Below are 25,152 nucleotides of genomic sequence, written 5' to 3'. Positions count from 1 at the left end.
CTTTTGTTTTAAGTATTAATTGATTTCCCCCTGAGTATATGTATCTATACTTCCCGGCGTTGATGCGCATTAATAATTTTATTATTGTGTGGCTGTAAATATAATTTTATGGCTGGTTTCTCATTAATTAATTTTACTTGAGATACAAAAATATCTTTGATGAGTGAATAATCAACGTCCTGTTTACCCGGAGTTTTGAGCATATCTCCTTTCCCTTTATGTCGGGGGAAATAATTATGCTTATTTAAATTTAATGTTTTTAAGGATGAAAAATGAAAACTGTAGTAAAAACAGCGGTTGCTGCAGCACTGGTTATGGGTTTTGCTTCTTTCGCAAACGCGGCAGGAACTAACACCGGCACCGTAACGTTCACCGGCACTATCGAAGATTCTCCGTGCTCAATTGTGGTTGGCGATGAGCACCAGACGGTAAACCTGGGCCACATCGGTACCGGCTCTCTGACCAACGGTGGTCAGTCTTCTGCGGTTGACTTCCACATTGGTCTGGAAAACTGCGCGTTTACCACCGAAGCCACAATGAACACCGTCTTCTCTGCCGCAGGCAACGAGTCTACCGCCAATAAAGGCAACATCGCTCTGATGGGCGCTAACGGCGAGATGGAAGGCTCCAGCATTGTTCTGGCAACCTATAAAGGCGCGCAGATCAAGGTGGGTGATACCGACGTTCAGAACCTGGTTGTGGATGCTGATGGCAAAGGCCTGGCCGATCAAACGCTGAACTTTAAAGCCTGGGTTCAGGGCGATGCGACCACCACCACTATCGACACGGGTGAATTCAGCAGCGTTGTAAACTTCGCGATTAGCTACCTGTAAGGTATGTCATTCCCTGCGGCATTCCGTCGCAGGGAAAATAGTTATTTCTGTTATCCACCGATTGGATTTGGATAACTTTATTTGCCGTCATTTTTTATTATCAGGGACAGATATTTGATGAGCCGTTATTCATCCTTTCGTTTGCGTGCGCTCACTATTTTCGTCAGTCTGGCGCTCTCTGGGGTGTTGAATAATTGCTATGCGGAAGATGCCATCCAGTTTAATACCGAGTTTCTTGATGTGAAGGATGGGGCAAAGCTCGATCTGCATCGTTTTTCCCGCAAAGGATATATTATGCCGGGGAAATATACGCTACAGGTTATGGTTAACCAGAGTCAGATAACTCAGGAAAGTATAATTACCTATACGGCTGAAGAGAACGATAACAATAATAGCTATCCCTGTTTATCACCGGAACTGGTGGCGCAGTTTGGTTTAAAACCCGAACTGGTTGAAAAATTACGCTGGATAAAATCCGGCGCCTGCTTACAGCCAAATCAGCTTGAAGGTATTGAAACGCAAACTGATTTAGGCAAATCGACCTTAACGGTCATTATTCCTCAGGCCTATTTACAATATTCAGATAAAGACTGGGATCCGCCATCGCGTTGGGACGACGGGATCGCGGGCGTACTGTTTGACTATAACGTGAACAGCCAGTGGCAGCACCCCGAACATCAGGCTGGCGATCAATACGATGTCAGCGGCAACGGTACGCTGGGGGCGAACATCGGCCCGTGGCGTTTTCGCGCCGACTGGCAGGCGAGCTACCGTCATGAAGATGCCGACAAAAGCGACGATGACGTTTCGCAGCACGCTTCTGCGCAAACCGACCGCAACTGGGACTGGAGCCGTTACTACGCCTATCGCGCAATCCCCTCGCTGGGCGCGCAGCTGAAATTTGGCGAGGATGCGCTGACGTCGGATATTTTCGACAGCTTTAACTATATCGGCAGTAGCCTGATTACCGACGATCAAATGCTACCGCCTAACTTACGCGGCTACGCGCCGGATATTTCGGGCGTGGCGCGCACCAACGCGAAAGTCACGATCAGCCAGCAGGGACGCGTGATCCATGAGTCGCAGGTGCCCGCTGGCCCGTTCCGCATCCAGGATTTGAACGAAGCCGTTTCCGGCGACCTGCATGTGCGCATTGAAGAACAAAACGGGCAGGTACAGGAGTATGACGTCAGTACCGCCTCGATTCCCTATCTGACCCGCCCAGGCCAGCTGCGTTATAAAGTGGCCGTTGGCCGCCCGCAGGATTGGGATCACAACCTGCAAGGTTCGCTGTTCGCCACCGGAGAAGCCTCCTGGGGGATCACCAACGGCTGGTCGCTGTACGGCGGCGGGATTGGCGAAGAGAACTATCAGGCGCTGGCGATTGGCGTGGGGCGTGACATGGCGGCGCTGGGCGCGCTGTCGCTGGATCTTACCCATTCACGGGCGAAGGTACCCGAAGGCAGCGAATATGGCGACGGTATACTTCACGGCAACTCGTTTCGCGCCAGCTATGCCAAAGATTTTGATGATATCGACAGCCGTCTGACCTTCGCGGGATATCGCTTCTCGCAAGAGAACTACATGACGATGGACGAGTATCTCGATACGCAGAATACCGATAGCAACCTGATTCGCACCGGCCACGACAAAGAGATGTATACGCTGACCTGGAGCCAGAATCTGGCCGATATCAACGTCAACGCCTATGTGAACTTTACGCACCGTACTTACTGGAACCGCCCAAGCGAGGATAGCTACAACCTGACGGTCTCCCACTATTTCGATCTTGGCGATGTGCGCAACATTAGCCTGTCGGTTAACGGCTATCGCAATGAATACGATGACGAGACCGACGACGGCGTATTCATCTCCCTGAGCGTGCCGTGGGGGAACGATCGCACCCTGAGCTATAACGGCTCCTTCAGCGGCGACGATAACAGTAACCAGGTGGGTTATTACGAACGGTTAGACGATCGCAATAACTACCAGCTTAACGTCGGCCACGGTAATGAGGGGGCGATGATGGACGGTTACTATCGCCATACCGCGGATTTCGCCGACATTGACGCCAGCATGAACTACCAGGAAGGCGAATATGTCTCTGGCGGGCTCTCTTTGCAGGGCGGCGCGACGTTAACCGCGCAGGGCGGGGCGCTGCACCGCACCGGCGTGAATGGCGGTACGCGGCTGCTGGTGGATGTCGACCAATTGGCCGATATCCCGGTTGGCGGCTATGACACGCCGGTCTATACCAACGGCTTCGGCAACGCGGTGCTGACCGATGTTAATGACTACTACCGCAACCAGGTGCGTATTGACCTCACCCAGCTTCCGGAAAATGCGGAGGCGATCAATTCCGTGGCACAGGCAACGCTCACCGAGGGCGCTATCGGCTATCGCCATATGGAAGTCATTAGCGGCGAAAAAGCGATGGCCGTTATTCGGATGTTCAATGGTGAGTTCCCTCCTTTTGGCGCGGAAGTGCGCAATGAGCGCCAGCAGCAGGTGGGGATTGTCGATAGCGACGGTAGCGTCTACCTGGCCGGCGTGAACGCCGGCGAGCGCATGCAGGTTATCTGGGACGAGCGGCCGCAGTGCGGAATCAGACTGCCGACACCGTTGCCGAAAGATCTGTACAGCGGCCTGTTATTGCCCTGCCTGAGCGATGATCCGTCGTTAACGTCACCGCCGGCTCCACCCGTGAAACCCCTGCTTCAGCAGCAGACCCGACTCGCGCCTTCGCCTGAACCCGAAGCGCTGTCGTCTCATCGAACTGACTAAAAAGGATTGAAATATGCAAGGACATCTTCAGCTCATGCTTATCAGCAGCCTGGTGTTTAGCGCCTGTAGCGCGCAGGCGGCGGTGGCCCCGGATCGCACGCGATTGGTCTTTCGCGGAGATGAAAAATCCATCAGCGTGGATCTCAAAAATGCGAGCGAAAAGTTGCCCTACCTTGCGCAGTCGTGGGTCGAAGACGACAAAGGCCAGCGAATTACCTCGCCGCTGGCCGTCGTTCCTCCGGTACAGCGCATTGAAGCGCTGGGCATTGGCCAGGTCAAAATCCAGGGAATGCCGGGGTTGAGCGCGCTGCCGCAGGACAGAGAAACGCTGTTTTTCTATAACGTCCGCGAGATCCCGCCGAAAAACGATAAACCCAATACGTTACAGATTGCCCTGCAAACGCGCATCAAACTGTTTTATCGCCCGGCATCGCTCGCCAAAGTGGACTCAATGCATCCCTGGCAGCACCAGGTGACGCTGGAGAAAAAAGGCAGTCAGTATCAGGTCAATAACACTACGGGCTATTACGTCATCTTAAGTAACGCCAGCAATCGGGTGGACGGCACAACGGCAAAAGGGTTTGAGCCGATGGTGATTCCACCGCGCACCAGCCCGGTGATGTCGGTGAATGCCGCCGATCTGGGCAGTGCGCCAGTGCTGACCTATGTGAACGACTATGGCGCGCGCCTGCCGCTGATTTTCGACTGTAGCGCCGGGAAATGCACGGTCAACGAAGAGAAGAGTAGAAAATCGTGAGTAGCGTGAGCGGTTGGAGCATCAGGCGGCTATGGTGCCTGGCGGCGCTGGCGCTTGGCATCGGTGCGGTTGCACCGCTGCATGCGACGAGTAAAACGGTCAATATGAAGCTGATCGTTCTGGTTAACGCCGCGCCGCCGTGCACCATTACCGGGGGAACCGTGGCCTTCGGCGACGTGCTGACCACCCTGGTGGACGGCGTGAACTACGTTCAGCCCGTCAGCTATACGCTGAACTGTAGCGGCCGGGTCTCTGACTACCTGAAATTGCAGATCCAGGGCACCTCGCTCACCGTAAACGGCGAGTCGGTACTGAAGACCAGCGCGACGGGCTTAGGGATCCGTATCCGGCAGGCCGGTAATAAAACGCTGGTGCCCATCGGCAGCACGCAGTGGCAGAACTTTACCTATACCTCGGCTTCTGGCATTGCGCTGGAAGCGGTACTGGTGAAGGCGAGCGGCACAACGCTTAAGGCCCAGGACTTCAGCGCATCGGCAACGCTGGTGGTGGACTATCAATGAAAAAAATACTTCTGGGACTGCTGCTGGCGGCTTCTACGCTACACGCGGCGGACAATCTGAAATTCACCGGTACGCTGCTCGACCCGCCGACCTGCGTGATTAATAACGATAAAACGATAGAGATCGATTTTTCTAACGTGGCGATCGACAAAATTGACGGCAGCAATTATATGCAGCCGGTGATGTTTAATGCCGTGTGTAGTCAGGTGCCGAAGGGGAGCGGGCTGGAGTTGAAAATAACCATCAGCGGTACGGCGACCGATTTTGACCCGGCGGCGATTGAGACCGACGTTGACGGCCTGGGGGTCAAACTTCTGCAGAACGGCAAGTCTTTTACGATTGGTCAGACGCTGACCATTGATCCGCTCTCCCTGCCGCTCATTCAAGCGGTGCCGGTGAAAAAGAGCGGGGCAGTCCTTCAGGAAGGCGGCTTTGAAGCCTGGGCAACGCTGCAGTTGGAGTTTCAATGATGACGAAAATAACGATGGCGGGTCATGCCCTGCTGCTGTGGGGCGCGTTATCGGCGCAGGGGATGAGCGCGGATAACCTCCATTTTAGCGGCCAACTGGTCTCCAGCGCCTGCACCTTAGTCATCACGGGGAATAACCTGGCCGATGTCACGTTCCCGGTGCTGAATATCAAAGATTTACAGAAACGCGGGCAGTCGGTGCGGGTGCCGTTTATCTTGCAGCTTAAGGAGTGCAACACGGCATTAGGTACCGGCGTCACGGTCACCTTTTCGGGAACGGAGGTCAGCGGCATGGCGGGGATTCTGGCGTTGGATGGGCAGTCAGAAGCGGAAGGCGTCGGGATTGGCATTGAAACCGCGCAGGGGGATCCGGTGGCGATTAACGGCAGTTCGGGGGCGACGTTTGTGCTCAATAACGGGCAAAACAGCTTAAATTTCAACGCATGGGTGCAGACGAATCCGGGGGCAGAAATGACGCCGGGTCGTTTTTCTGCCACCGCCACTGCCGCTTTTGAATACTTATGATCATGAAAAGAATACATTGTTTGTCTGTGCTGGTGCTCGCTATCGTTGGCGTACTGTTTTCCGCCAGCGCCCTGGCGCAAGGTAAGCTGCGTAGCTCGCAGTTTGAAACGACTCTTTATTGGGCGTCTTCGGGAATCACCGGCATACGCTATGATATTACCGTCAGCACGCCGACGGGCGTCTACTATGGCGTCTATGAAACTCGAACCTTGATACTGAATCGCGAGATCCCGAACGTTTCATGGACTGGCCCGTCGACACCGCCGACGCTGTACCTTAAAAGCTGGGGGACGACAAGTGATAGCAATTGTCCTGGGCTGGATACCCATTATTGGGATTGTGCGAAACAGGTGCTGCGCATTACGCTTCAGTCGGATGGTTACGGTTGCCCGTGGGTGGCTTCGACAGTGGTAACCTCAACAGCACCCTCTCAAGCTGCTTCGACCTATACCGGGCCGCCAGCGCGCAGCTCCGTTTGCCCGACCGTACCGGTTGCTACCTATGATGTGTCGTGGGATGCCAACACGCTCAAGCACGAAAAGGTGCTGAAGATTACCCCCACGGGGGGAACCGTGAGCACGACGTTAAAAACGTATCTGATGGAAAGCGGAACGCTGTGCGATAAAAGCAAGATGGATACCCGCGGCGCGGGCTGCCGGGTGGTGGGAAGCGGGGTCACGTTGAGCGTACTGGGTTGCGATAACAGCGTGGTGTCAACCGTGGCATTGACTCATGCGTTAACGGATACCGAACTGCACGATATTACCGTCTCGATTAATACTAAGAACATTGGTACGGGAACGGTGAAATCGACCTGTAATTTTCAGTACATTCTCGAACAGCTGTAGCGGGCTATTGGCGCGCCGTTTACGAGAATAATCAGATTTCAGTTCTTGTGGAATTGCCCGGTGGCGGCCAGCGCCTTACCGGGCCTACGAAAAGTACATAACTTGATGATATTGGTGGTGTTGTAGGTCGGGTAAGGCGTCAGCCGCCACCCGACAAGAATACGGCGCCTTATCTCAACCTTGTGGAATTGCCCGGTGGCGGCTAGCGCCTTACCGGGCCTACGAAAAGAACATAACTTGATGATATTGCTGGTGTCGTAGGTCGGGTAAGGCGTCAGCCGCCACCCGACAAAAATACGGCGCCTTATCTCAACCTTGTGGAATTGCCCGGTGGCGGCCAGCGCCTTACCGGGCCTACGGAAAGTACATAACTTGATGATATTACTGGTGTTGTAGGTCGGGTAAGGCGTCAGCCGCCACCCGACAAGAATACGGCGCCTTATCTCAACCTTGTGGAATTGCCCGGTGGCGGCCAGCGCCTTAACGGGCCTATGAAAAGAACATAACTTGATGATATTGCTGGTGTCGTAGGTCGGGTAAGGCGTCAGCCGCCACCCGACAAAAATACGGCGCCTTATCTCAACCTTGTGGAATTGCCCGGTGGCGGCCAGCGCCTTACCGGGCCTACGGAAAGTACATAACTTGATGATATTACTGGTGTTGTAGGTCGGGTAAGGCGTCAGCCGCCACCCGACAAGAATACGGCGTCTTATCTCAACCAGGTTTATCATCAGTATCAGTTTTACACTTCCAGGTAGTTCAGAATCCCGTCAGCCGCTTTACGGCCTTCGGCAATCGCCGTCACCACCAGATCCGAACCGCGCACGATGTCGCCACCGGCAAAGATTTTCGGGTTGCTGGTCTGGAAGGCGTTATCGCTGCCTTCAGGAGCAATAACACGACCCTGCGAATCCAGTTCGACGCTGTGTTTTGCCAGCCACTCCATGCTGTGCGGACGGAAGCCAAACGCCATCACCACCGCATCAGCCGGAACGATGTGTTCAGAACCGGCGACGATCTCCGCGCGACGACGGCCTTTCGCATCCGGTGCGCCCATCTCGGTGCGCGCCATCTTCACGCCGCTCACTTTACCGTTGGCATTCACTTCAATGCCCAGAGGTTGGATGTTGAACTGGAACTCGACGCCCTCTTCACGCGCGTTTTTCACTTCGCGTTTAGAACCCGGCATGTTCTCTTCGTCACGACGATAGGCGCAGATGACGTGTGCTGCGTTCTGGCGAACCGAGGTCCGCACGCAGTCCATCGCGGTGTCGCCGCCGCCCAGTACCACCACGCGTTTGCCTTCCATGCTGACATACGGCTCTTCGGCAGTTTCGCCAAAGCCCATCAACTGTTTGGTATTGGCAATCAGGAACGGCAGGGCGTCGAATACGCCGGAAGCGTCTTCGTTTTCCAGCCCGCCGCGCATGGATTGGTAAGTACCGACGCCGAGGAACACCGCGTCGTAGTCTTTCAGCAGGTCGTCGAGCTGTACGTCGCGGCCCACTTCGGTATTGAGTTTGAACTCAATCCCCATGCCGGTGAAGATTTCACGGCGGCGGGTCATCACCTCTTTCTCCAGCTTGAAGGCCGGGATACCGAAGGTCAGCAGGCCGCCGATTTCCGGATGACGATCGAACACCACCGCCTTCACGCCGTTACGGGTTAGTACATCAGCACAGGCCAGGCCAGCCGGACCCGCGCCGATAATGGCGACGGTTTTACCGGTTTGCTTCACGCCGGTAAGGTCAGGACGCCAGCCCATTTCGAACGCTTTATCGTTGATATAGCGCTCGATGTTACCGATAGTCACCGCCCCGAACTCGTCGTTCAGCGTACAGGATCCTTCACACAGACGGTCCTGGGGACAAACGCGCCCGCACACTTCTGGCAGGGTGTTGGTCTGGTGCGACAGCTCGGCGGCTTCAAAAATACGCCCTTCGTTGGCGAGTTTCAGCCAGTTCGGGATGTAGTTATGCACCGGGCATTTCCACTCGCAGTACGGGTTACCGCAGGAGAGGCAGCGGTCCGCCTGCGCTTTGGCCTGGCCTTCGGAAAACGGCTCGTAGATCTCAACAAACTCGATCTTACGGATCTTCAGCGGTTTCTTCGGCGGATCAACGCGCTGCAGGTCGATAAATTGGTATACGTTCTGACTCATTGCTGCTACCCCTTACTGCGCCTGCACCCGCAGCTCGGCTGCGGAACGACTACGGTGACCCAACAGTGCTTTCACATCGCTGGACTTCGGTTTAACCAGCGCGAATTTCGCTGAGAATGCTGGCCAGTTAGCCAGAATCTCTTCGCCGTGTGAAGATCCGGTATGCTGTACGTGCTCGGTAATCAGACCGCGCAGGTGCTCCTCGTGGATAGCCAGCGAGTCGACGCTCAGCACTTCTACCAGTTCCGGGTTCACGCGTTTGCGGAATTCACCGTCCTCGTCGAGCACGTAGGCGAATCCGCCCGTCATACCCGCCCCGAAGTTGACGCCCGTTTTGCCGAGAATACAGACGATGCCGCCGGTCATATATTCACAGCCGTTGTCGCCAATACCTTCAACCACGGTGATAGCGCCGGAGTTACGTACCGCAAAGCGCTCACCCGCACGACCTGCTGCAAACAGACGGCCACCGGTGGCGCCATACAGACAAGTGTTACCGATGATGCTCGCCTCATGGCTGCGGAAGGCAGAACCAACCGGAGGACGCACCGCCAGCAGGCCGCCCGCCATGCCTTTACCGACATAGTCGTTGGCATCGCCGGTCAGATACAGTTCCACGCCGCCCGCGTTCCACACGCCGAAGCTCTGGCCTGCGGTACCGCTGAAGTGCGCTTTGATAGGGTCTGATGCCAGCCCCTGATCGCCATGCGTTTGCGCGATATAGCCCGACAGCGACGCGCCAACGGAACGGTCAGTGTTGCGGATATCGAACCAGAAGGTTTTGCTCTGGCGCTCGTCGACATACGGTTTCGCCTGCTGCAACAGCTGTGCGTTCAGCACGCCGTTATCAAACGGCGGGTTGTTCTCGGTGCAATGCAGCGCTTTACCCGGATGCGGCTCGGCGGTTTCCAGCAGACGAGACAGCTCCAGCTTCTGCTGTTTGGCGGTAAACCCTTCCAGCTCTTTGAGCAGGTCGGTACGACCAATCAGATCCACCAGACGTTTCACGCCCAGCTCGGCCATCAGTTCGCGCACTTCACGGGCGATAAATTCAAAGTAGTTGGTCACTTTGAATGGCAGACCGTGATAGTGGTTCTTACGCAGTTTGTCATCCTGAGTCGCCACGCCGGTTGCGCAGTTGTTCAGGTGGCAAATACGCAGGTATTTACAGCCCAGCGCCACCATTGGCCCGGTGCCGAAACCGAAGCTTTCCGCACCCAGAATCGCCGCTTTAATGATATCGACACCGGTTTTCAGACCGCCATCGACCTGCAAACGGATCTTGTGACGCAGACCGTTAGCAACCAGCGCCTGCTGGGTTTCCACCAGGCCGAGTTCCCACGGGCAGCCCGCATATTTCACGGAGGAGAGTGGGCTTGCGCCAGTGCCGCCATCGTAGCCAGCAATGGTGATCAGATCCGCATAGGCTTTCGCCACGCCGGTGGCGATGGTGCCAACGCCCGGTTCGGACACCAGCTTCACCGAGATCATCGCTTTCGGGTTGACCTGTTTAAGGTCGAAAATCAGCTGCGCTAAGTCCTCGATAGAGTAGATATCGTGGTGCGGCGGTGGGGAGATCAACGTCACGCCCGGCACCGAATAGCGCAGTTTGGCGATGTACGGGGTGACTTTATCACCTGGTAACTGACCGCCTTCGCCAGGCTTCGCGCCCTGAGCGACTTTAATCTGAATGACATCAGCGTTGACCAGATACGCTGGGGTGACGCCAAAGCGACCGGAAGCCACCTGCTTGATGCGCGATACTTTATTGGTGCCGTAGCGCGCCGGGTCTTCGCCGCCTTCGCCGGAGTTCGAGTTGCCGCCGATGCTGTTCATCGCTTCGGCCAACGCTTCATGTGCTTCCGGGCTTAATGCGCCGATGGACATGGCTGCGGTATCGAAGCGTTTAAACAATTCGCTTGCGGGTTCGACTTCGTTAATGCTTACCGCTTCATCGCCAGGCGTAATTGCCAGCAGGTCGCGCAGCGTCGCCGCTGGACGCTCATTGACCAGCTTGGCATATTCCTGATAGTCGCTGTATTCGCCGCTTTGTACCGCCTGCTGCAGGGTGCGTACCACATCCGGGTTGTAAGCATGGTATTCGCCGCCGTGGACGTATTTGAGCAGACCGCCCTGGCTGATGGGTTTACGCGCCAGCCATGCATGTTTGGAGAGATTTAGCAGATCCTGTTGGAAGTCGCTAAATCCCGCGCCGCTGATGCGGCTGACCACGCCCTGGAAGCACAGCGCCACAACATCATCATGCAGACCAACGGCTTCAAACAGCTTCGAGCAGCGGTAAGAGGCGATGGTCGAGATGCCCATCTTGGACATGATTTTGTACAGACCTTTGTTGATGCCGTTACGGTAGTTCAGCATCACGGTCCGATAATCTTTGGCAATCGCCTGAGTGTCGATCAGGCGTCCCAGCGTTTCATACGCGAGATATGGATAAATGGCCGTCGCGCCAAAGCCGAGCAGCACCGCGAAGTGGTGCGGGTCGCGGGCACTGGCAGTTTCAACGATGATGTTGGCGTCACAACGCAGGCTTTGTTCTACCAGACGCGTTTGCACTGCGCCGACGGCCATCGGTGCCGGAACCGGCAAGCGATTTTTGGCGATATTACGGTCAGAGAGCACCAGCAGCACCGTACCGTTACGCACCATCTGTTCCGCCTTATCGCACAATGCTTTGACGGTCTCTTCCAGCGTGGTTTCGGTCACATCGAAGGTGATATCCAGCCGGTCGGCGCGATAGTGCTCCTCTTTCATGGTGGTGAGCTGGGTGAAATCGGAGTACAGCAGGATCGGTGATTTAAAGCTCAGGCGGTGTGCCTGACCTTCGGCTTCGCAGAAGACGTTCATCTCACGACCGATGCTGGTGGCCAGCGACATAACGTGCGCTTCACGCAGCGGGTCGATCGGCGGGTTGGTGACCTGCGCGAACTGCTGGCGGAAGTAGTCATAAATGATTCGCGGCTGGCTGGAGAGCACGGCAAATGGGGTATCGTCACCCATTGAGCCTACGGCTTCCTGACCGTTTTCACCAAGCACGCGAATAACGGAATCCAGTTCTTCGGCGCTGTAGTTAAACTGTTTCTGGAAGCTGGCGAGGGTGTCATCGTCCAGTTCACGGCTGCCGACCTGATCGTCAGCCAGGTCTTCGAACGGCACCAGACGGCGGACGTTCTTCTCCATCCACTCTTTGTACGGGTGGCGGCTTTTCAGATCGTCATCGGTTTCGGCGGAGTGCAGAATGCGCCCGCTGCGGGTATCGATAACCATCAGCTCGCCAGGGCCGACGCGGCCTTTTTCAACCACTTCATCCGGCTGATAATCCCAAATCCCGACTTCAGAGGCGCAGGTAATCAGCTTGTCTTTGGTGATGACGTAGCGTGCCGGACGCAGGCCGTTACGGTCGAGGTTACAGGCGGCAAAGCGACCATCGGACATGACGATGCCCGCCGGGCCGTCCCACGGCTCCATGTGCATGGAGTTAAAGTCGAAGAATGAGCGCAGGTCCGGGTCCATATCTGGGTTGTTCTGCCAGGCCGGCGGTACCAGCAAACGCATGGCGCGGATGATGTCCATCCCGCCTGCCAGCAGCAGTTCCAGCATGTTATCCATGGAGCTTGAGTCGGAGCCGGTTTCGTTAACGAATGGCGCGGCGTCGTGCAGGTCAGGGATCAGTGGTGTCTGGAATTTATAAGTACGTGCGCGTGCCCACTGGCGGTTGCCGGTGATGGTGTTGATTTCACCGTTGTGCGCAAGGTAGCGGAACGGCTGCGCCAGCGGCCAGCGTGGTACGGTGTTGGTGGAGAAACGTTGGTGGAACAGACAGATGGCCGATTCCAGACGCAGATCCGCCAGGTCCAGGTAAAAGCGCGGCAGGTCCGCCGGCATACACAGACCTTTATAAATATTGACCAGGTTCGACAAACTACAGACGTAGAAGTCTTTGTCTTCCTGGAGGCGTTTTTCGATACGACGACGCGCGATAAACAGGCGACGCTCCATATCACGCGGACGCCAGCCCGCAGGGGCGTTAACAAAAATTTGCTCGATACGAGGCAGGGAGGAGAGCGCAATTTCACCGAGAACACCTTCGTTGGTCGGCACGTCGCGCCAGCCGACAATCGACAGGGTCTCCTGCTGTAATTCTTCTTCAACAATGCGACGAGAAGCTGCTGCCAGCTCAGCGTCTTTATTTAAAAAGATCATGCCGACGGCGTAGTTTTTGGCTAAACGCCAGCCGCGCTCTTGCGCCACGATGCGGAAAAAGCGGTCAGGTTTTTGTAACAGCAGGCCGCAACCATCGCCGGTTTTTCCGTCGGCAAGAATTGCGCCACGGTGCTGCATGCGGGCCAGTGCGTGTATGGCGGTACGCACTACCTTGTGGCTAGGTTCGCCTTCTATGTGGGCGATCAGGCCGAAACCACAGTTATCCCTCTCAAGGGATTTATCGTACAACATATCAGTGAACCTCCCCAGGCTCTGCGGGATTCCCATCTGGACCGTTGCGCACGGGCACACCAAGAGCATGGCGACGGGGTTTGCGTGTCATACGCTTACCTCGCATTCGCCCTCTTTATCCTTTTCGCACAGGTCAAACAAGTTTGAGGACTTGCTTCAGAGGGAATCTCAATTACTGCATAAATATGATGAGCAGGCTGCTCATCCAGAAAGCTTCCAGCGGATTTCCAAGTTATCGGGAATCCACACACAGGTCAAATGGCAATCTTATTTATGCAAAAATGTGCTATAGGGCAATTAACATTATGAAAATATTGAAATAAAAGGGTTTTTTACATTGATTTAACCTGAGGGGGATGCCCTGGGAAGTGTGATCCGTCTCACTGTCAGAAAGGCCAGATATCTCTCGTCCTGCCTTTGTTTATCGAGATGCTTGGCGTTTTATGCTGGTTTTTAGAGTTTTGGCGTCTTAAAAATACTGTTTTTACGCTGAGAGTATAAGAAGATAAAAAAAACAGCTGGATATAAGGAAAAGTAATTACATGTCGAGTGAATGAAATTCCGATTATTTTGATTTGTTATGCAATAAATAAAGGCTCGCCAGGGCGATTGATCCAGGTCATCGCCGACTGGGGCAAAAAATGGCAGGCTTTGGCCTCTTTTCAAGGCGCGGTCTACCAGATTATGCAGTTACAGAAATTAGTCAATATGTTTGGTGGGGATCTTTCTCGCCGTTATGGGCAAAAGGTCCATAAACTCACGCTGCATGGCGGCTTTAGCTGTCCAAATCGTGATGGCACCATCGGACGCGGCGGATGTACTTTCTGTAACGTCGCCTCATTTGCTGATGAAACGCAGCAGCACCATTCCATTGCCGAGCAGTTGGAGCATCAGGCGCATCTGGTCAATCGCGCGAAACGCTATCTGGCCTATTTCCAGGCCTATACCAGCACCTTTGCCGAAGTACAGGTGCTGCGTTCGATGTATCAGCAGGCGGTCAGCCAGGCCAGCATCGTAGGGCTATGCGTTGGCACGCGTCCCGACTGCGTGCCGGATGCGGTACTCGATCTGCTTTGTGAGTATAAAGACCTGGGTTATGAGGTATGGCTGGAACTTGGTCTGCAAACCGCGCATGACAAAACCCTGCACCGTATTAACCGCGGTCATGATTTTGCCTGCTACAAGAACACCACGCGGCTGGCGCGTGAACGCGGGCTAAAAGTCTGTTCGCACCTGATTGTCGGTCTGCCGGGAGAGGGGCAGGAGGAATGTCTGCAAACCATGGCGCGTGTAGTGGAGACGGGCGTTGACGGTATTAAGCTGCATCCGCTGCATATTGTGAAAGGCAGTACGATGGCGAAAGCCTGGGAAGCCGGGCGGCTGAACGGAATTGAACTGGACGACTACACGGTTACCGCCGGGGAGATGATCCGCCATACGCCGCCAGAAGTGATTTACCATCGCATTTCCGCCAGCGCGCGTCGCCCAACGCTGTTGGCACCGCTATGGTGTGAAAACCGTTGGACCGGGATGGTCGAACTGGATAAGTACCTTAACGAGCACGGTGTGCAAGGCTCGGCGCTGGGTACGCCGTGGGTGCAGCCGGAAAGCTAATCTTCTGTAGGTCGGATGCCGGATAAGGCGAATCCGGTATCCGGCAATCTGCGTCTGCTTGCCTGATGGCGCTTCGCTTATCAGGCCTACGATGAACCACTCCCCGGTCATTTCACCGATAACCTCCGCATTTCTTGCACAATCTTCAACGTCACGCTGAGAATTGAGTATTATTGTGCCAAGTTGTCGTGAAGGAACCCTCTATGAAGCAAATCCGTATGCTGGCGCAATATTACGTCGACCTGATGATGAAGTTGGGTCTGGTGCGCTTTTCGCTGCTATTGGCGCTGGCTCTGGTCGTGTTGGCAATTGTGGTGCAGATGGCTGTCACCATGGTGCTGCACGGCCAGGTAGAAAGCATTGATGTTATCCGCTCTATCTTTTTTGGTCTGTTAATTACTCCCTGGGCCGTCTATTTCCTGTCAGTGGTGGTGGAGCAACTCGAAGAGTCCCGGCAGCGCTTGTCACGACTGGTACAAAAGCTGGAAGAGATGCGCGAGCGCGATCTCAAGCTCAATGTGCAGTTGAAAGATAATATTGCCCAACTCAATCAGGAAATTGTTGAGCGTGAAAAAGCCGAAGCGGAGCGCCAGGAAACGTTTGAGCAACTGAAGGTTGAAATCAAAGAGCGCGAGGAAGCGCAGATCCAGCTCGAGCAACAGTCTTCCTTTTTACGCTCTTTCCTTGATGCCTCGCCGGACCTGGTCTTTTATCGTAATGAAGATAAAGAATTTTCCGGCTGTAACCGCGCTATGGAGCTGCTGACCGGCAAGAGCGAAAAGCAACTGGTGAATTTAAAACCGGCTGACGTTTACTCCCCTGAGGCGGCTGAAAAAGTTATTGAGACCGATGAGAAGGTGTTTCGTCATAACGTCTCGCTCACCTACGAACAGTGGCTGGACTATCCGGACGGGCGCAAAGCCTGCTTCGAAATTCGCAAAGTGCCTTACTATGACCGCGTAGGTAAGCGACATGGCCTGATGGGCTTTGGGCGCGATATTACCGAGCGTAAGCGTTATCAGGACGCGCTTGAGCGTGCCAGTCGTGATAAGACTACCTTCATTTCTACCATCAGCCACGAGCTGCGCACCCCGCTTAACGGCATTGTCGGATTAAGCCGGATTTTGCTGGATACGGATCTAACCGCTGAGCAGGAAAAATACCTGAAAACGATCCACGTCTCTGCTGTGACGTTGGGGAATATTTTCAACGATATTATCGACATGGATAAGATGGAGCGACGTAAAGTCCAGCTCGATAACCAGCCTGTTGATTTCACCAGCTTTATGGCGGATCTGGAAAACCTCTCAGGCCTGCAGGCGCAGCAAAAAGGGCTGCGGTTTGTGCTTGAGCCGACGTTACCGCTGCCGCATAAAGTGATTACCGACGGCACGCGTTTACGCCAGATTCTGTGGAATCTGATCAGCAATGCCGTGAAGTTTACCCAGCAGGGGCAGGTGACCGTGCGTGCGCGCTATGACCAGGGAGACATGCTGCATTTCGAGGTCGAAGATTCTGGGATCGGCATTCCCCAGGATGAGCAGGATAAAATCTTCGCCATGTACTATCAGGTGAAAGACAGCAACGGCGGCAAACCGGCAACGGGAACCGGGATTGGGCTGGCCGTATCGAAGCGTCTGGCGAAAAACATGGGTGGTGATATTACGGTCTCCAGCCAGGCTGGCAAAGGCTCTATCTTTACGCTGACCGTGCATGCACCTGCGGTAGCGGAAGAGATTGAAGACGCCTTTGAAGACGACGACATGCCGCTGCCTGCCCTGAATGTGCTGCTGGTGGAAGACATTGAACTGAACGTTATTGTCGCGCGTTCGGTGCTGGAAAAACTGGGCAACAGCGTGGATGTCGCCATGACCGGGAAAGCCGCGCTGGAGATGTTCACGCCGGGCGAATATGACCTGGTGCTGCTGGATATTCAGCTACCGGATATGACCGGCCTGGATATCTCACGTGAGCTGACGCAAAAATATGCCCGTGAGGACCTGCCGCCGCTGGTTGCGCTTACCGCTAACGTCCTGAAAGATAAAAAAGAGTATCTGGACGCGGGAATGGACGACGTGCTGAGTAAGCCGCTGTCGGTTCCGGCGTTAACCGCCATGATCAAAAAATACTGGGATACCCGAAACAAAGAGGAGAGCACTGTGACATCTGAAGAGAGCAGTAAATCGCAAGCGCTGTTAGATATTCCTATGTTGGAACAATACCTCGAGCTGGTGGGACCGAAGTTAATTACCGACGGGCTGGCGGTGTTTGAGAAGATGATGCCGGGATATTTGAGCGTGCTGGAGTCTAATCTGACCGCGCGGGACAAAAAAGGCGTGGTTGAGGAAGGCCATAAAATTAAAGGTGCGGCAGGTTCCGTGGGGCTGCGTCACCTGCAACAGCTGGGTCAGCAAATCCAGTCGCCAGATCTTCCGGCCTGGGAGGATAACGTTGCTGAATGGATTGAAGAGATGAAGCAGGAGTGGCAGCACGATGTAGCGGTATTGAAGGCCTGGGTGGCGAGCGTGGAAAAAAAATGACCCCGGCTTGACCGGGGTGCGCGAATACTGCGCCAACACCAGGGAAATCGTGGCTGCGCCGTAAATTATTATCATTGTTTACAAGGGCGCAGCCCTAATTTTCAGGCCGCACGCAGTTAAGATAGCAAATCTTAAATAATTTGTTACATGAATCAGTTAAATGTGTGAAGCGTAGCATTTAAATCATAATAACTAATATGTTTCAGCCAGTTGAGAAAGGAGTATCGCGATGAAAAAAGTGGGTGTAGTGCTCAGCGGATGCGGCGTGTATGACGGCGCAGAGATCCATGAAACTGTTCTCACGCTTCTGGCCATTGCCCGCAACGGCGCTCAGGCCGTCTGTTTCGCACCTGATAAACAACAAGCGGATGTGATTAATCATCTGACCGGCGAGCCGATGCAGGAAACGCGTAATGTGCTGATTGAAGCCGCACGTATTACACGTGGTGATATTCGCCCACTGGCTCAGGCAGTCTCAACGGAGCTGGATGCGTTGATAGTGCCAGGCGGATTTGGCGCGGCCAAAAATCTGAGTAATTTTGCCAGTCAGGGCAGTGAATGCCGGGTTGACAGCGATTTAGCCGCGCTGGCGGTGGCCATGCATCAGGCGGGTAAGCCGCTGGGATTTATGTGCATTGCGCCCGCCATGTTACCTAAGATTTTTGACTTCCCGCTGCGTCTGACCATCGGTACTGATATCGACACGGCAGAGGTACTGGAAGAGATGGGCGCTGAGCATGTACCTTGTCCAGTTGATGACATTGTCGTCGATGAAGACAACAAAATCGTCACCACGCCTGCCTATATGCTGGCGCAGGACATCGCGCAGGCCGCGAGTGGTATCGATAAGCTGGTATCGCGTGTGCTGGTGCTGGCTGAATGAGAAAAGGAGTTACCGCCTTTCTGCGACGTATCTTTCTGCGGGCGGTCGTTGTCCTCGCCGTATTCTGGGGCGGGGGCATCGCTCTTTTCAGTGTGATGCCGGTGCCGTTCTCGGCAGTAATGGTCGAGCGGCAGCTGAGCGCATGGCTGTCCGGTGATTTCGGCTATGTGGCGCATTCTGACTGGGTCAGTATGGATGATATTTCTCCGTGGATGGGACTGGCGGTGATTGCCGCAGAGGACCAGAAGTTTCCCGAGCATTGGGGATTTGATGTTTCCGCCATAGAGAAAGCGCTGGCGCACAATGAACGCAATGAAAACCGTATTCGCGGGGCGTCAACGCTATCGCAACAGACCGCGAAAAACCTCTTTCTGTGGGATGGACGTAGCTGGGTACGTAAGGGGCTTGAAGCCGGACTAACGCTGGGTATGGAAACCGTCTGGAGCAAGAAACGTATTCTGACCGTTTACCTGAACATTGCTGAGTTTGGCGATGGAATTTTTGGCGTGGAGGCGGCGGCGCAGCGCTATTTCCATAAGCCTGCCAGTCGGCTGAGTATGTCTGAAGCGGCCTTGCTGGCGGCGGTATTGCCTAATCCTTTGCGTTTTAAGGCGAATGCGCCATCTGGTTATGTGCGTAGCCGCCAGGCGTGGATTATGCGCCAAATGCGCCAGTTAGGCGGTGAGTCGTTTATGCGGGAAAATAAGCTGTATTAGCGGAGTTAGTGCCGGATGCGGCGTAAACGCCTTATCCGGCCTACGGGAGTAGGTCATTGCCGTGTAGGCCTGATAAGCGTAGCGCATCAGGCACTTCGCTAATCCTCGTCAAACCCTGAGTTAAACAGGGCAATTACCGCTGCCAGGGCTTCAACTTCTTGCGGGCCCGTGGCTTCAACTTCTATCTGACGCCCTTTGGCGGAATCCAGCATCAGCAGAGCGATAACGCTGTTGGCCTCGGCTTCAGTTCCTTCATCATTACGCAGCAACACTTCTGCTTCGAAGCCCTGCATCAGTTCAAACAGTTTCATGGCTGGGCGGGCATGCATGCCCAGCTTATTCGTGATTTCAACGGTTTGCTTCACGGTCATGATTTACGTTTTTCCAGCGTACGATGGCGTGACTGCACGTTTTTACCGCGTGAGCGGAAGTAGTCTGCCAGTTGCTCTGCAATATACACCGAACGGTGTTTCCCGCCGGTACAGCCGATGGCTACGGTGAGGTAGCTGCGGTTGTTAGTCTCCAGCATGGGTAACCATAGCTCAAGATAGCTGCGAGTCTGGTAGATAAAATTGTGTACTTCTGTGTGCCTGTCGAGGAAGGCGGCGACGGGGCGGTCAAGACCGGTCATCGGGCGCAGCTTCGGATCCCAGTGTGGGTTCGGCAGGAAGCGCACGTCAAAGACGTAATCCGCGTCAATCGGGATACCGTGTTTGAAACCAAAGGATTCGAATACCATCGTCAATTCGCGTTCACGTTTGCCCAGCAGTCGGGTACGCAACATTTCCGCCAGTTCATGCACGGACATTTCGGAGGTATCAACGATCAGGTCAGCGCGAGAGCGCAGAGGCTCCAGCAAATCGCTTTCCTTATCGATAGCGCTTTCCAGAGATAAGTTCTTACTGGAGAGCGGATGCAGGCGACGGGTGTCGCTGTAGCGGCGAATCAGCGTGTTACGATCGGCGTCAAGGAACAGCAGCTGTGGTGAGAAGCCTTCAGGCAGATTGTTCATTGCCTGCTCGAATATCTCCGGGGACTCAGGCATGTTGCGCACATCAATGCTGACGGCCGCAGAAATCTGGCGATCGGCCAGAGTACGAGCCAGATCGGGCAACAGCACTACGGGAAGGTTATCCACGCAGTAAAAACCCATATCTTCCAGCGCACGCAGGGCGACAGATTTGCCTGACCCTGAGCGACCGCTGACGATCATCAGTACCATGTACTGTTTCTCCTCACAACGACAAAAAAGGATGCCATTGGGCTGTTATGCTTCATCCTGTCCACCTTCGGTGTCCGTGATGATTTGATACAACTCCTGGTCACTCTGTGCGGCCCGCAGACGGCGGCAGATAGTTTTATCAGCCAGACGTTTGGCGACCAGTGACAACGTATGCAAATGCGTCTTGGTTTGGTCTGCCGGGACCAGCAGGGCGAAAAGCAGATCGACGGGTTGATTATCAATGGCGTCGAAGGCGATAGGCGTTTCAAGTTGCACAAACACGCCAACCGCGCGCATCGTGTCTTCTTCCAGCTTTCCGTGCGGAATAGCAATACCATTACCGATGCCGGTACTGCCCATTTTCTCACGCGTCAGAATGGCTTCAAATACCACCTGAGGAGGCAAGCTGAGCTGTTTTGCCGCCAGTTCACTGATGATTTCCAGTGCGCGTTTTTTGCTTTGGCAGTGAACGGCCGCGCGCGTACATTCCTGGTTAAGAACATTGCTCAGTTGTAGAGTCGTATCGTTATTTGTCATAATTTCACCTAAGCGCTAACTGTACAAATGGCCCGTTGTGCTAAACAACAGGCCGTCCTGCACCCGCTAACTGCCCGGACAAGTTAGTGCTGTTTCAGTTTATCTTTATGTTTTGTTAACTGCCGAGCCAGTTTATCAATTAAACCGTCAATGGCGGCGTACATATCCTGACCTTCCGCGCTGGCATGAATTTCGCCACCGTTCACATGCAGTGTTGCATCCGAGATATGTGTAACCTTCTCCACTTTCAACACAATATAGACCTGATTAATCCGGTCGAAATATTGCTCGAGCTTGGCGAATTTTGTATTCACAAAATCGCGCAGGGCTTCAGTGATTTCGACGTTGTTTCCAGTGATGTTGAGCTGCATAGTGTCTTCCTTATCGGTTGGGTCAGACCAGCTGTTTGCGCTGGTTAGACGGCGGAATGGATAAAGACTCTCGGTACTTCGCAACGGTGCGGCGTGCCACCATGATACCCTGTTCTGACAGCATAGAGGTTAACTTGCTGTCACTCAGCGGTTTCGCGGGGTTCTCCGCAGCAATTAATTTCTTCACCAGCGCACGGATAGCTGTGGATGAGGCTTCACCTCCGCCTTCAGTATTAACGTGACTGGAAAAGAAATACTTCAGTTCAAAAATGCCGCGTGGACTGTGCAGATACTTTTGCGTGGTCACTCGGGAAATGGTCGATTCGTGCATTTCGACGGCCTGGGCGATATCCGCCAGCACCATCGGTTTCATAAACTCTTCGCCTTGCTCAAAGAAGGCTTGCTGCTGTTCAACGATACAGCGACTGACGCGCAGCAGCGTATCATTGCGGCTTTCCAGACTTTTAATCAGCCACTTCGCATCCTGTAGATTACTGCGAATAAACTGGCTGTCGGCATCGTTGCGCGCGTTATTGCACATGGCGGCGTAATGCTGATTAATCTGCAGTCGTGGAATGCTGTCGCCGTTGAGTTCGACCACCCAACGATCGTTATGCTTACGCACCAGTACATCTGGAATGACGTATTCTGGCTCGCCGGTCTGGATCGATTGCCCAGGCCTTGGGTCCAGAGACTGGATAAGATTGACGGCTTCTTTTAGCACATCTTCTTTCAGTCGGGTCACGCGCATCAGCGTGCGGAAGTCATGGTTGGCTAACAGATCGAGGTGATCGCTGATGATCAGTCGCGCTTCTTCCAGCCACGGCGTAGCTTTATCAAACTGTGAAAGTTGGATCAGTAAGCAGTCGCGGAGATCTTTGGCCGCTACGCCCACGGGATCAAAACGCTGAACGCGTTTAAGCACGGCTTCGATTTCGTCCATACCGACGTCGTCATCGCCCATACTTTCGAGAATATCGTCCAGGGTTACGGTGAGATAACCGGTTTCGTCTACCGCATCAACAATGGATGTCGCGATGGCGCGATCGGTATCCGAGAACGGGGTCAGTTCCACCTGCCACATCAGGTAATCCTGCAGCGATTGCGTGGTCTCACCCTGATACACAGGCAGTTCGTCGTCGATGTAATCTCCGCTGGTGCCAGAAGGCGTACCGGCGGTGTAAATTTCATCCCAACTGGCGTCCAGCGGTAGTTCCTCTGGCATCTCTTTTTGTTCGAGAGCATCGGCGGTATCGAGGGATTCGCTGTCCTGTTTTTCCTGGGTATCAATTTCGTCGTGAAGATCGGTTTGCTCGAGCAGTGGGTTACTTTCCAGCGCTTGCTGAAGTTCTTGCTGAAGTTCCAGCGTGGACAACTGCAACAGACGGATCGCCTGTTGTAGCTGAGGCGTCATCGCCAGTTGTTGGCTAAGCCTGAGTTGCAAACCTTGCTTCATGTTCAGAGTTGTTCTCTCCTGCGGTGACGTGAAGTCTTCTACCCTATCAGAGTCTGAAGTCTTCCCCAAGGTATACGCGCTTAACGTGCTCATCCTGCAGTATTTCTGTTGGCGTGCCGTGCGCGATCAGGTGGCCTTGACTCACGATATAGGCACGTTCACACACTGCCAGCGTTTCGCGGACGTTATGGTCGGTAATCAGCACCCCAAGCCCGCTGTCGCGCAGGTGTTCGATGATCCGTTTGATATCAATAACAGAAATCGGGTCAACACCGGCAAACGGCTCATCCAGCAGGATAAATTTCGGATTAGCGGCCAGCGCGCGGGCGATCTCCACGCGGCGTCGTTCACCACCGGAAAGCGACTGCCCCATGCTGTCACGCAGGTGTTCGATATGGAATTCTTCCATCAGCTCGTTAGCGCGATCTTCGCGCTGCTCGCTGGTGAGATCGTCACGAATTTGCAGGACCGCCATCAGGTTATCAAACACGCTCAGGCGACGGAAAATAGACGCCTCCTGCGGTAAGTAGCCGATGCCGCGACGTGCGCGCGCATGCAGAGGTAACAGGCTGATATCTTCGTCATCAATGATAATGTTGCCCGCATCGCGCGGGACAATGCCGACCACCATGTAAAAGGTCGTTGTCTTGCCCGCACCATTAGGGCCGAGCAGACCGACGATCTCCCCGGAGTTGACGGTCAGACTGACATCTTCCACCACTCGGCGGCCCTTATAGGCCTTTGCAAGGTTCTTTGCAGTTAATGTTGCCATAACGAATCAGTTACCTTTTTTCTCTGCTGGAGCCTTGGTCTTGTTTTTGTCCTGCAACTGCGACGGAACCAGAACGGTGGTGACGCGTTTGCCTTTATCGCTGAAGGCCTGCATTTTCTGCTCTTTTACCAGATAGGTGATCTTATCGCCCGTAATGTTGCTATCGAGCTGTTCCAGATAAGCCTTACCGGTGAGAACGACGAAGTCTTTCGCCAGTTCATAGTGCATCTGCGAGGCGTGGCCTTTAACCGGTTTACCGTTATCCTGCATCTGGTAAAACGTCGCCGGATTTCCGTAACCGTCAATCACTTCTTTTCCGTCTTCACCGCCAGGGCGGGTCACGACGACTTTATCGGCGTTAATTTTGATGGTGCCCTGAGTCACAATCACGTTGCCAGTAAACGTCACCACGTTGCCCTGCATATCCAGGGACTGCTGGTCCGACTCAATGTGAATCGGCTGTTCGGTATCGCCGGTGACGGCAAATGCCGGAATGCTGGCGGCCAGAAGTGAGCTGGCAAGCACAAGATTAAGGCTGAGTTTGTTTGTTTTGGATTTCATATGAGGTTCTAACCTTTTCAATCAGCTCGGCGTTCTTGCTGCGTAAGTTGCCGCGCATCTTCAGTCCGCTGGAGTTAAATGTTGTGCCATATAACGTGACAAGATCATTGGAAGTGACGTCTTGGGTCACCAGATTAATCTGTGCGTTATCGGTGGTAATTCTGCGTAGTTGAGAGTCGGGCACCAGGGCGTTGACCTCAACATGACCGTACAGATACAGCATGCGATCGTTGGTCAATTTGGCTTTATCGGCCTTGATCGACCAGGTCGGTACTTTATCCTTATCAAACGTGGTTAATACCGGTTGGGTAAACCACGAAACCGCTTGTTCCGAATAATATTCAACGTGTTGCGCGATCAAGTGATAGCTCAGCGCGCCTTCCGGACTATACACGAGAGTATCAGTATGCTCGCTCTTATAGGTTGGCTCGTTGTTATTGACGACGACCTGAGTGGTGTCGTCTTTGTCTGCCAGATTAATACCAATCATCACAAGGACAGCCAGCGACAGTAGAATGATAACCCAACGTCTGGTTTTGCTCATATCGATTGCCCTTTGGCCTCGTCCAGTTTGCCCTGCGCCAGGAGTAATAAATCGCAGACTTCACGCACAGCGCCGCGTCCCCCGTCAATGCGGGTGACATAATCTGCCCGCGGGATCAGCAAAGGATGCGCATCTGCCACCGCCACGCTTAATCCTACTTGCGCCATCACCGGCCAGTCGATCAGGTCATCGCCTACATAGGCGACATTTTCAGGTGCGATCGCCAGTTTACTAAGGAGATCGTTAAAGGCGACAAGTTTGTCTGACTGCCCCTGATACAGATGCGTGATCCCTAATGTGGAACAGCGATCTTCTACAAGTTTAGCCTTTCGCCCGGTAATAATGGCAACCTCAATACCGGAAGTGAGCGCACAGCGGATTCCGTAACCATCGCGGACGTTAAAAGCCTTTAACTCTTCACCGTTGTTGCCCATGTAAATCAGACCATCAGACAGCACGCCATCCACATCCAGGATCAGCAAACGAATGTTTTCTGCCCGGGTGATAACGTCTGCGCTGACGGGTCCATAACAGGTCGCAAGCGACGCACCTGCTTTACTCATTT

At 54.1% G+C, this 25,152-nt stretch carries 23 protein-coding genes; 11 read left to right on the top strand and 12 right to left on the bottom strand.

What is annotated here, in order from left to right; genetic code table 11:
- Window positions 1-272 precede the first annotated feature (272 nt).
- The 7 genes from stfA to E1B03_RS23585 all read left to right on the top strand — a co-directional run bounded on the left by stfA (window position 273) and on the right by E1B03_RS23585 (window position 6,737).
- On the top strand, window positions 273-833 hold the full coding sequence (gene stfA, locus E1B03_RS23615) for a fimbrial major subunit StfA (RefSeq protein WP_103769903.1): 561 nt from the start codon (window positions 273-275) through the stop codon (window positions 831-833).
- Window positions 834-950: 117 nt separating this feature from the next.
- Window positions 951-3,617: an outer membrane usher protein gene (locus tag E1B03_RS23610; protein WP_133087035.1), complete on the top strand. Its 2,667-nt coding sequence runs from the start codon at window positions 951-953 to the stop codon at window positions 3,615-3,617.
- Window positions 3,618-3,630: 13 nt separating this feature from the next.
- Complete coding sequence (locus tag E1B03_RS23605; RefSeq protein ID WP_133087034.1) at window positions 3,631-4,374, top strand: fimbria/pilus periplasmic chaperone; 744 nt, start codon at window positions 3,631-3,633, stop codon at window positions 4,372-4,374.
- 5 nt (window positions 4,375-4,379) lie between these two features.
- Window positions 4,380-4,895 carry a fimbrial protein gene (locus E1B03_RS23600; RefSeq protein ID WP_425456664.1) on the top strand — a complete coding sequence of 172 codons (516 nt, stop codon included), beginning with the start codon at window positions 4,380-4,382 and terminating at the stop codon, window positions 4,893-4,895.
- Window positions 4,892-5,365, top strand: coding sequence for a fimbrial protein (locus E1B03_RS23595; RefSeq protein ID WP_246044131.1), 474 nt, complete (start codon window positions 4,892-4,894; stop codon window positions 5,363-5,365). The genes E1B03_RS23600 and E1B03_RS23595 overlap by 4 nt, the downstream gene beginning before the upstream one ends.
- Window positions 5,362-5,889, top strand: coding sequence for a fimbrial protein (locus E1B03_RS23590; protein ID WP_133087033.1), 528 nt, complete (start codon window positions 5,362-5,364; stop codon window positions 5,887-5,889). Before E1B03_RS23595 ends, E1B03_RS23590 begins: the two co-directional genes overlap by 4 nt.
- 2 nt (window positions 5,890-5,891) lie before the next feature.
- The gene (locus E1B03_RS23585) at window positions 5,892-6,737 is read left to right on the top strand and encodes a StfH/YfcO family fimbrial adhesin (RefSeq protein ID WP_165955339.1); all 846 of its coding nucleotides are present in this window, start codon (window positions 5,892-5,894) and stop codon (window positions 6,735-6,737) included.
- A gap of 38 nt (window positions 6,738-6,775) precedes the next feature.
- Here E1B03_RS23585 and E1B03_RS23580 read toward each other — a convergent pair whose 3' ends face one another.
- Genes E1B03_RS23580 through gltB form a run of 3 tightly spaced genes read right to left on the bottom strand, consistent with a single transcriptional unit; the run spans window position 6,776 to window position 13,371 of the window.
- Window positions 6,776-7,468 carry a hypothetical protein gene (locus tag E1B03_RS23580; protein WP_133087031.1) on the bottom strand — a complete coding sequence of 231 codons (693 nt, stop codon included), beginning with the start codon at window positions 7,466-7,468 and terminating at the stop codon, window positions 6,776-6,778.
- Window positions 7,469-7,479: 11 nt separating this feature from the next.
- The gene (gene gltD, locus E1B03_RS23575; protein WP_133087030.1) at window positions 7,480-8,898 is read right to left on the bottom strand and encodes a glutamate synthase subunit GltD; all 1,419 of its coding nucleotides are present in this window, start codon (window positions 8,896-8,898) and stop codon (window positions 7,480-7,482) included.
- A gap of 12 nt (window positions 8,899-8,910) precedes the next feature.
- Complete coding sequence (gene gltB / locus E1B03_RS23570; protein ID WP_133087029.1) at window positions 8,911-13,371, bottom strand: glutamate synthase large subunit; 4,461 nt, start codon at window positions 13,369-13,371, stop codon at window positions 8,911-8,913.
- A 684-nt stretch (window positions 13,372-14,055) separates the two neighbouring features.
- Between gltB and mnmL the strand changes: the two genes are divergently transcribed.
- The 4 genes from mnmL (at window position 14,056) to mtgA (ending at window position 19,124) form a co-directional block, all read left to right on the top strand.
- Complete coding sequence (mnmL, locus tag E1B03_RS23560; RefSeq protein ID WP_133087260.1) at window positions 14,056-14,985, top strand: tRNA modification radical SAM protein MnmL/YtqA; 930 nt, start codon at window positions 14,056-14,058, stop codon at window positions 14,983-14,985.
- 203 nt (window positions 14,986-15,188) lie between these two features.
- Window positions 15,189-17,525 (top strand): aerobic respiration two-component sensor histidine kinase ArcB, encoded by a 2,337-nt coding sequence (gene arcB, locus E1B03_RS23555; protein WP_103769892.1) that lies wholly within the window; start codon window positions 15,189-15,191, stop codon window positions 17,523-17,525.
- Between the two features lie 229 nt (window positions 17,526-17,754).
- Window positions 17,755-18,408 carry an isoprenoid biosynthesis glyoxalase ElbB gene (elbB, locus tag E1B03_RS23550; RefSeq protein WP_016154692.1) on the top strand — a complete coding sequence of 218 codons (654 nt, stop codon included), beginning with the start codon at window positions 17,755-17,757 and terminating at the stop codon, window positions 18,406-18,408.
- Window positions 18,405-19,124, top strand: a complete 720-nt coding sequence (gene mtgA, locus E1B03_RS23545; RefSeq protein WP_103769891.1) for a monofunctional biosynthetic peptidoglycan transglycosylase — start codon at window positions 18,405-18,407, stop codon at window positions 19,122-19,124. Before elbB ends, mtgA begins: the two co-directional genes overlap by 4 nt.
- A 98-nt stretch (window positions 19,125-19,222) precedes the next feature.
- Here the strand turns inward: mtgA and npr are convergent, their stop codons facing one another.
- The 9 genes from npr to kdsC form a co-directional block, all read right to left on the bottom strand.
- Window positions 19,223-19,495, bottom strand: coding sequence for a PTS phosphocarrier protein NPr (npr, locus tag E1B03_RS23540; protein ID WP_003828770.1), 273 nt, complete (start codon window positions 19,493-19,495; stop codon window positions 19,223-19,225).
- Window positions 19,492-20,346, bottom strand: a complete 855-nt coding sequence (rapZ, locus tag E1B03_RS23535; protein WP_003025085.1) for an RNase adapter RapZ — start codon at window positions 20,344-20,346, stop codon at window positions 19,492-19,494. The genes npr and rapZ overlap by 4 nt, the downstream gene beginning before the upstream one ends.
- A gap of 45 nt (window positions 20,347-20,391) precedes the next feature.
- Window positions 20,392-20,883, bottom strand: coding sequence for a PTS IIA-like nitrogen regulatory protein PtsN (ptsN, locus tag E1B03_RS23530; RefSeq protein ID WP_005121328.1), 492 nt, complete (start codon window positions 20,881-20,883; stop codon window positions 20,392-20,394).
- Window positions 20,884-20,966: 83 nt separating this feature from the next.
- Window positions 20,967-21,254, bottom strand: a complete 288-nt coding sequence (gene hpf, locus E1B03_RS23525) for a ribosome hibernation promoting factor (RefSeq protein WP_003025078.1) — start codon at window positions 21,252-21,254, stop codon at window positions 20,967-20,969.
- 22 nt (window positions 21,255-21,276) lie between these two features.
- Window positions 21,277-22,710 (bottom strand): RNA polymerase factor sigma-54, encoded by a 1,434-nt coding sequence (gene rpoN / locus E1B03_RS23520; RefSeq protein WP_103769890.1) that lies wholly within the window; start codon window positions 22,708-22,710, stop codon window positions 21,277-21,279.
- Window positions 22,711-22,756: 46 nt separating this feature from the next.
- Window positions 22,757-23,482, bottom strand: coding sequence for an LPS export ABC transporter ATP-binding protein (gene lptB, locus E1B03_RS23515; protein WP_003025073.1), 726 nt, complete (start codon window positions 23,480-23,482; stop codon window positions 22,757-22,759).
- A gap of 6 nt (window positions 23,483-23,488) precedes the next feature.
- A complete protein-coding gene (lptA, locus tag E1B03_RS23510; protein WP_103769889.1) occupies window positions 23,489-24,043 on the bottom strand; it encodes a lipopolysaccharide ABC transporter substrate-binding protein LptA in 555 nt (184 codons plus the stop codon).
- Window positions 24,012-24,587, bottom strand: a complete 576-nt coding sequence (gene lptC, locus E1B03_RS23505; RefSeq protein ID WP_103769888.1) for an LPS export ABC transporter periplasmic protein LptC — start codon at window positions 24,585-24,587, stop codon at window positions 24,012-24,014. Before lptC ends, lptA begins: the two co-directional genes overlap by 32 nt.
- Window positions 24,584-25,150: a 3-deoxy-manno-octulosonate-8-phosphatase KdsC gene (kdsC, locus tag E1B03_RS23500; protein WP_133087027.1), complete on the bottom strand. Its 567-nt coding sequence runs from the start codon at window positions 25,148-25,150 to the stop codon at window positions 24,584-24,586. The genes lptC and kdsC overlap by 4 nt, the downstream gene beginning before the upstream one ends.
- Between the last annotated feature and the right edge of the window lie 2 nt (window positions 25,151-25,152).

It is taken from the genome of Citrobacter arsenatis (assembly GCF_004353845.1).
GTDB classification, from domain to species: domain Bacteria; phylum Pseudomonadota; class Gammaproteobacteria; order Enterobacterales; family Enterobacteriaceae; genus Citrobacter; species Citrobacter arsenatis.
Note: the sequence above shows the minus strand (reverse complement) of the source record. Positions and strands in the feature narration are given on the sequence as shown.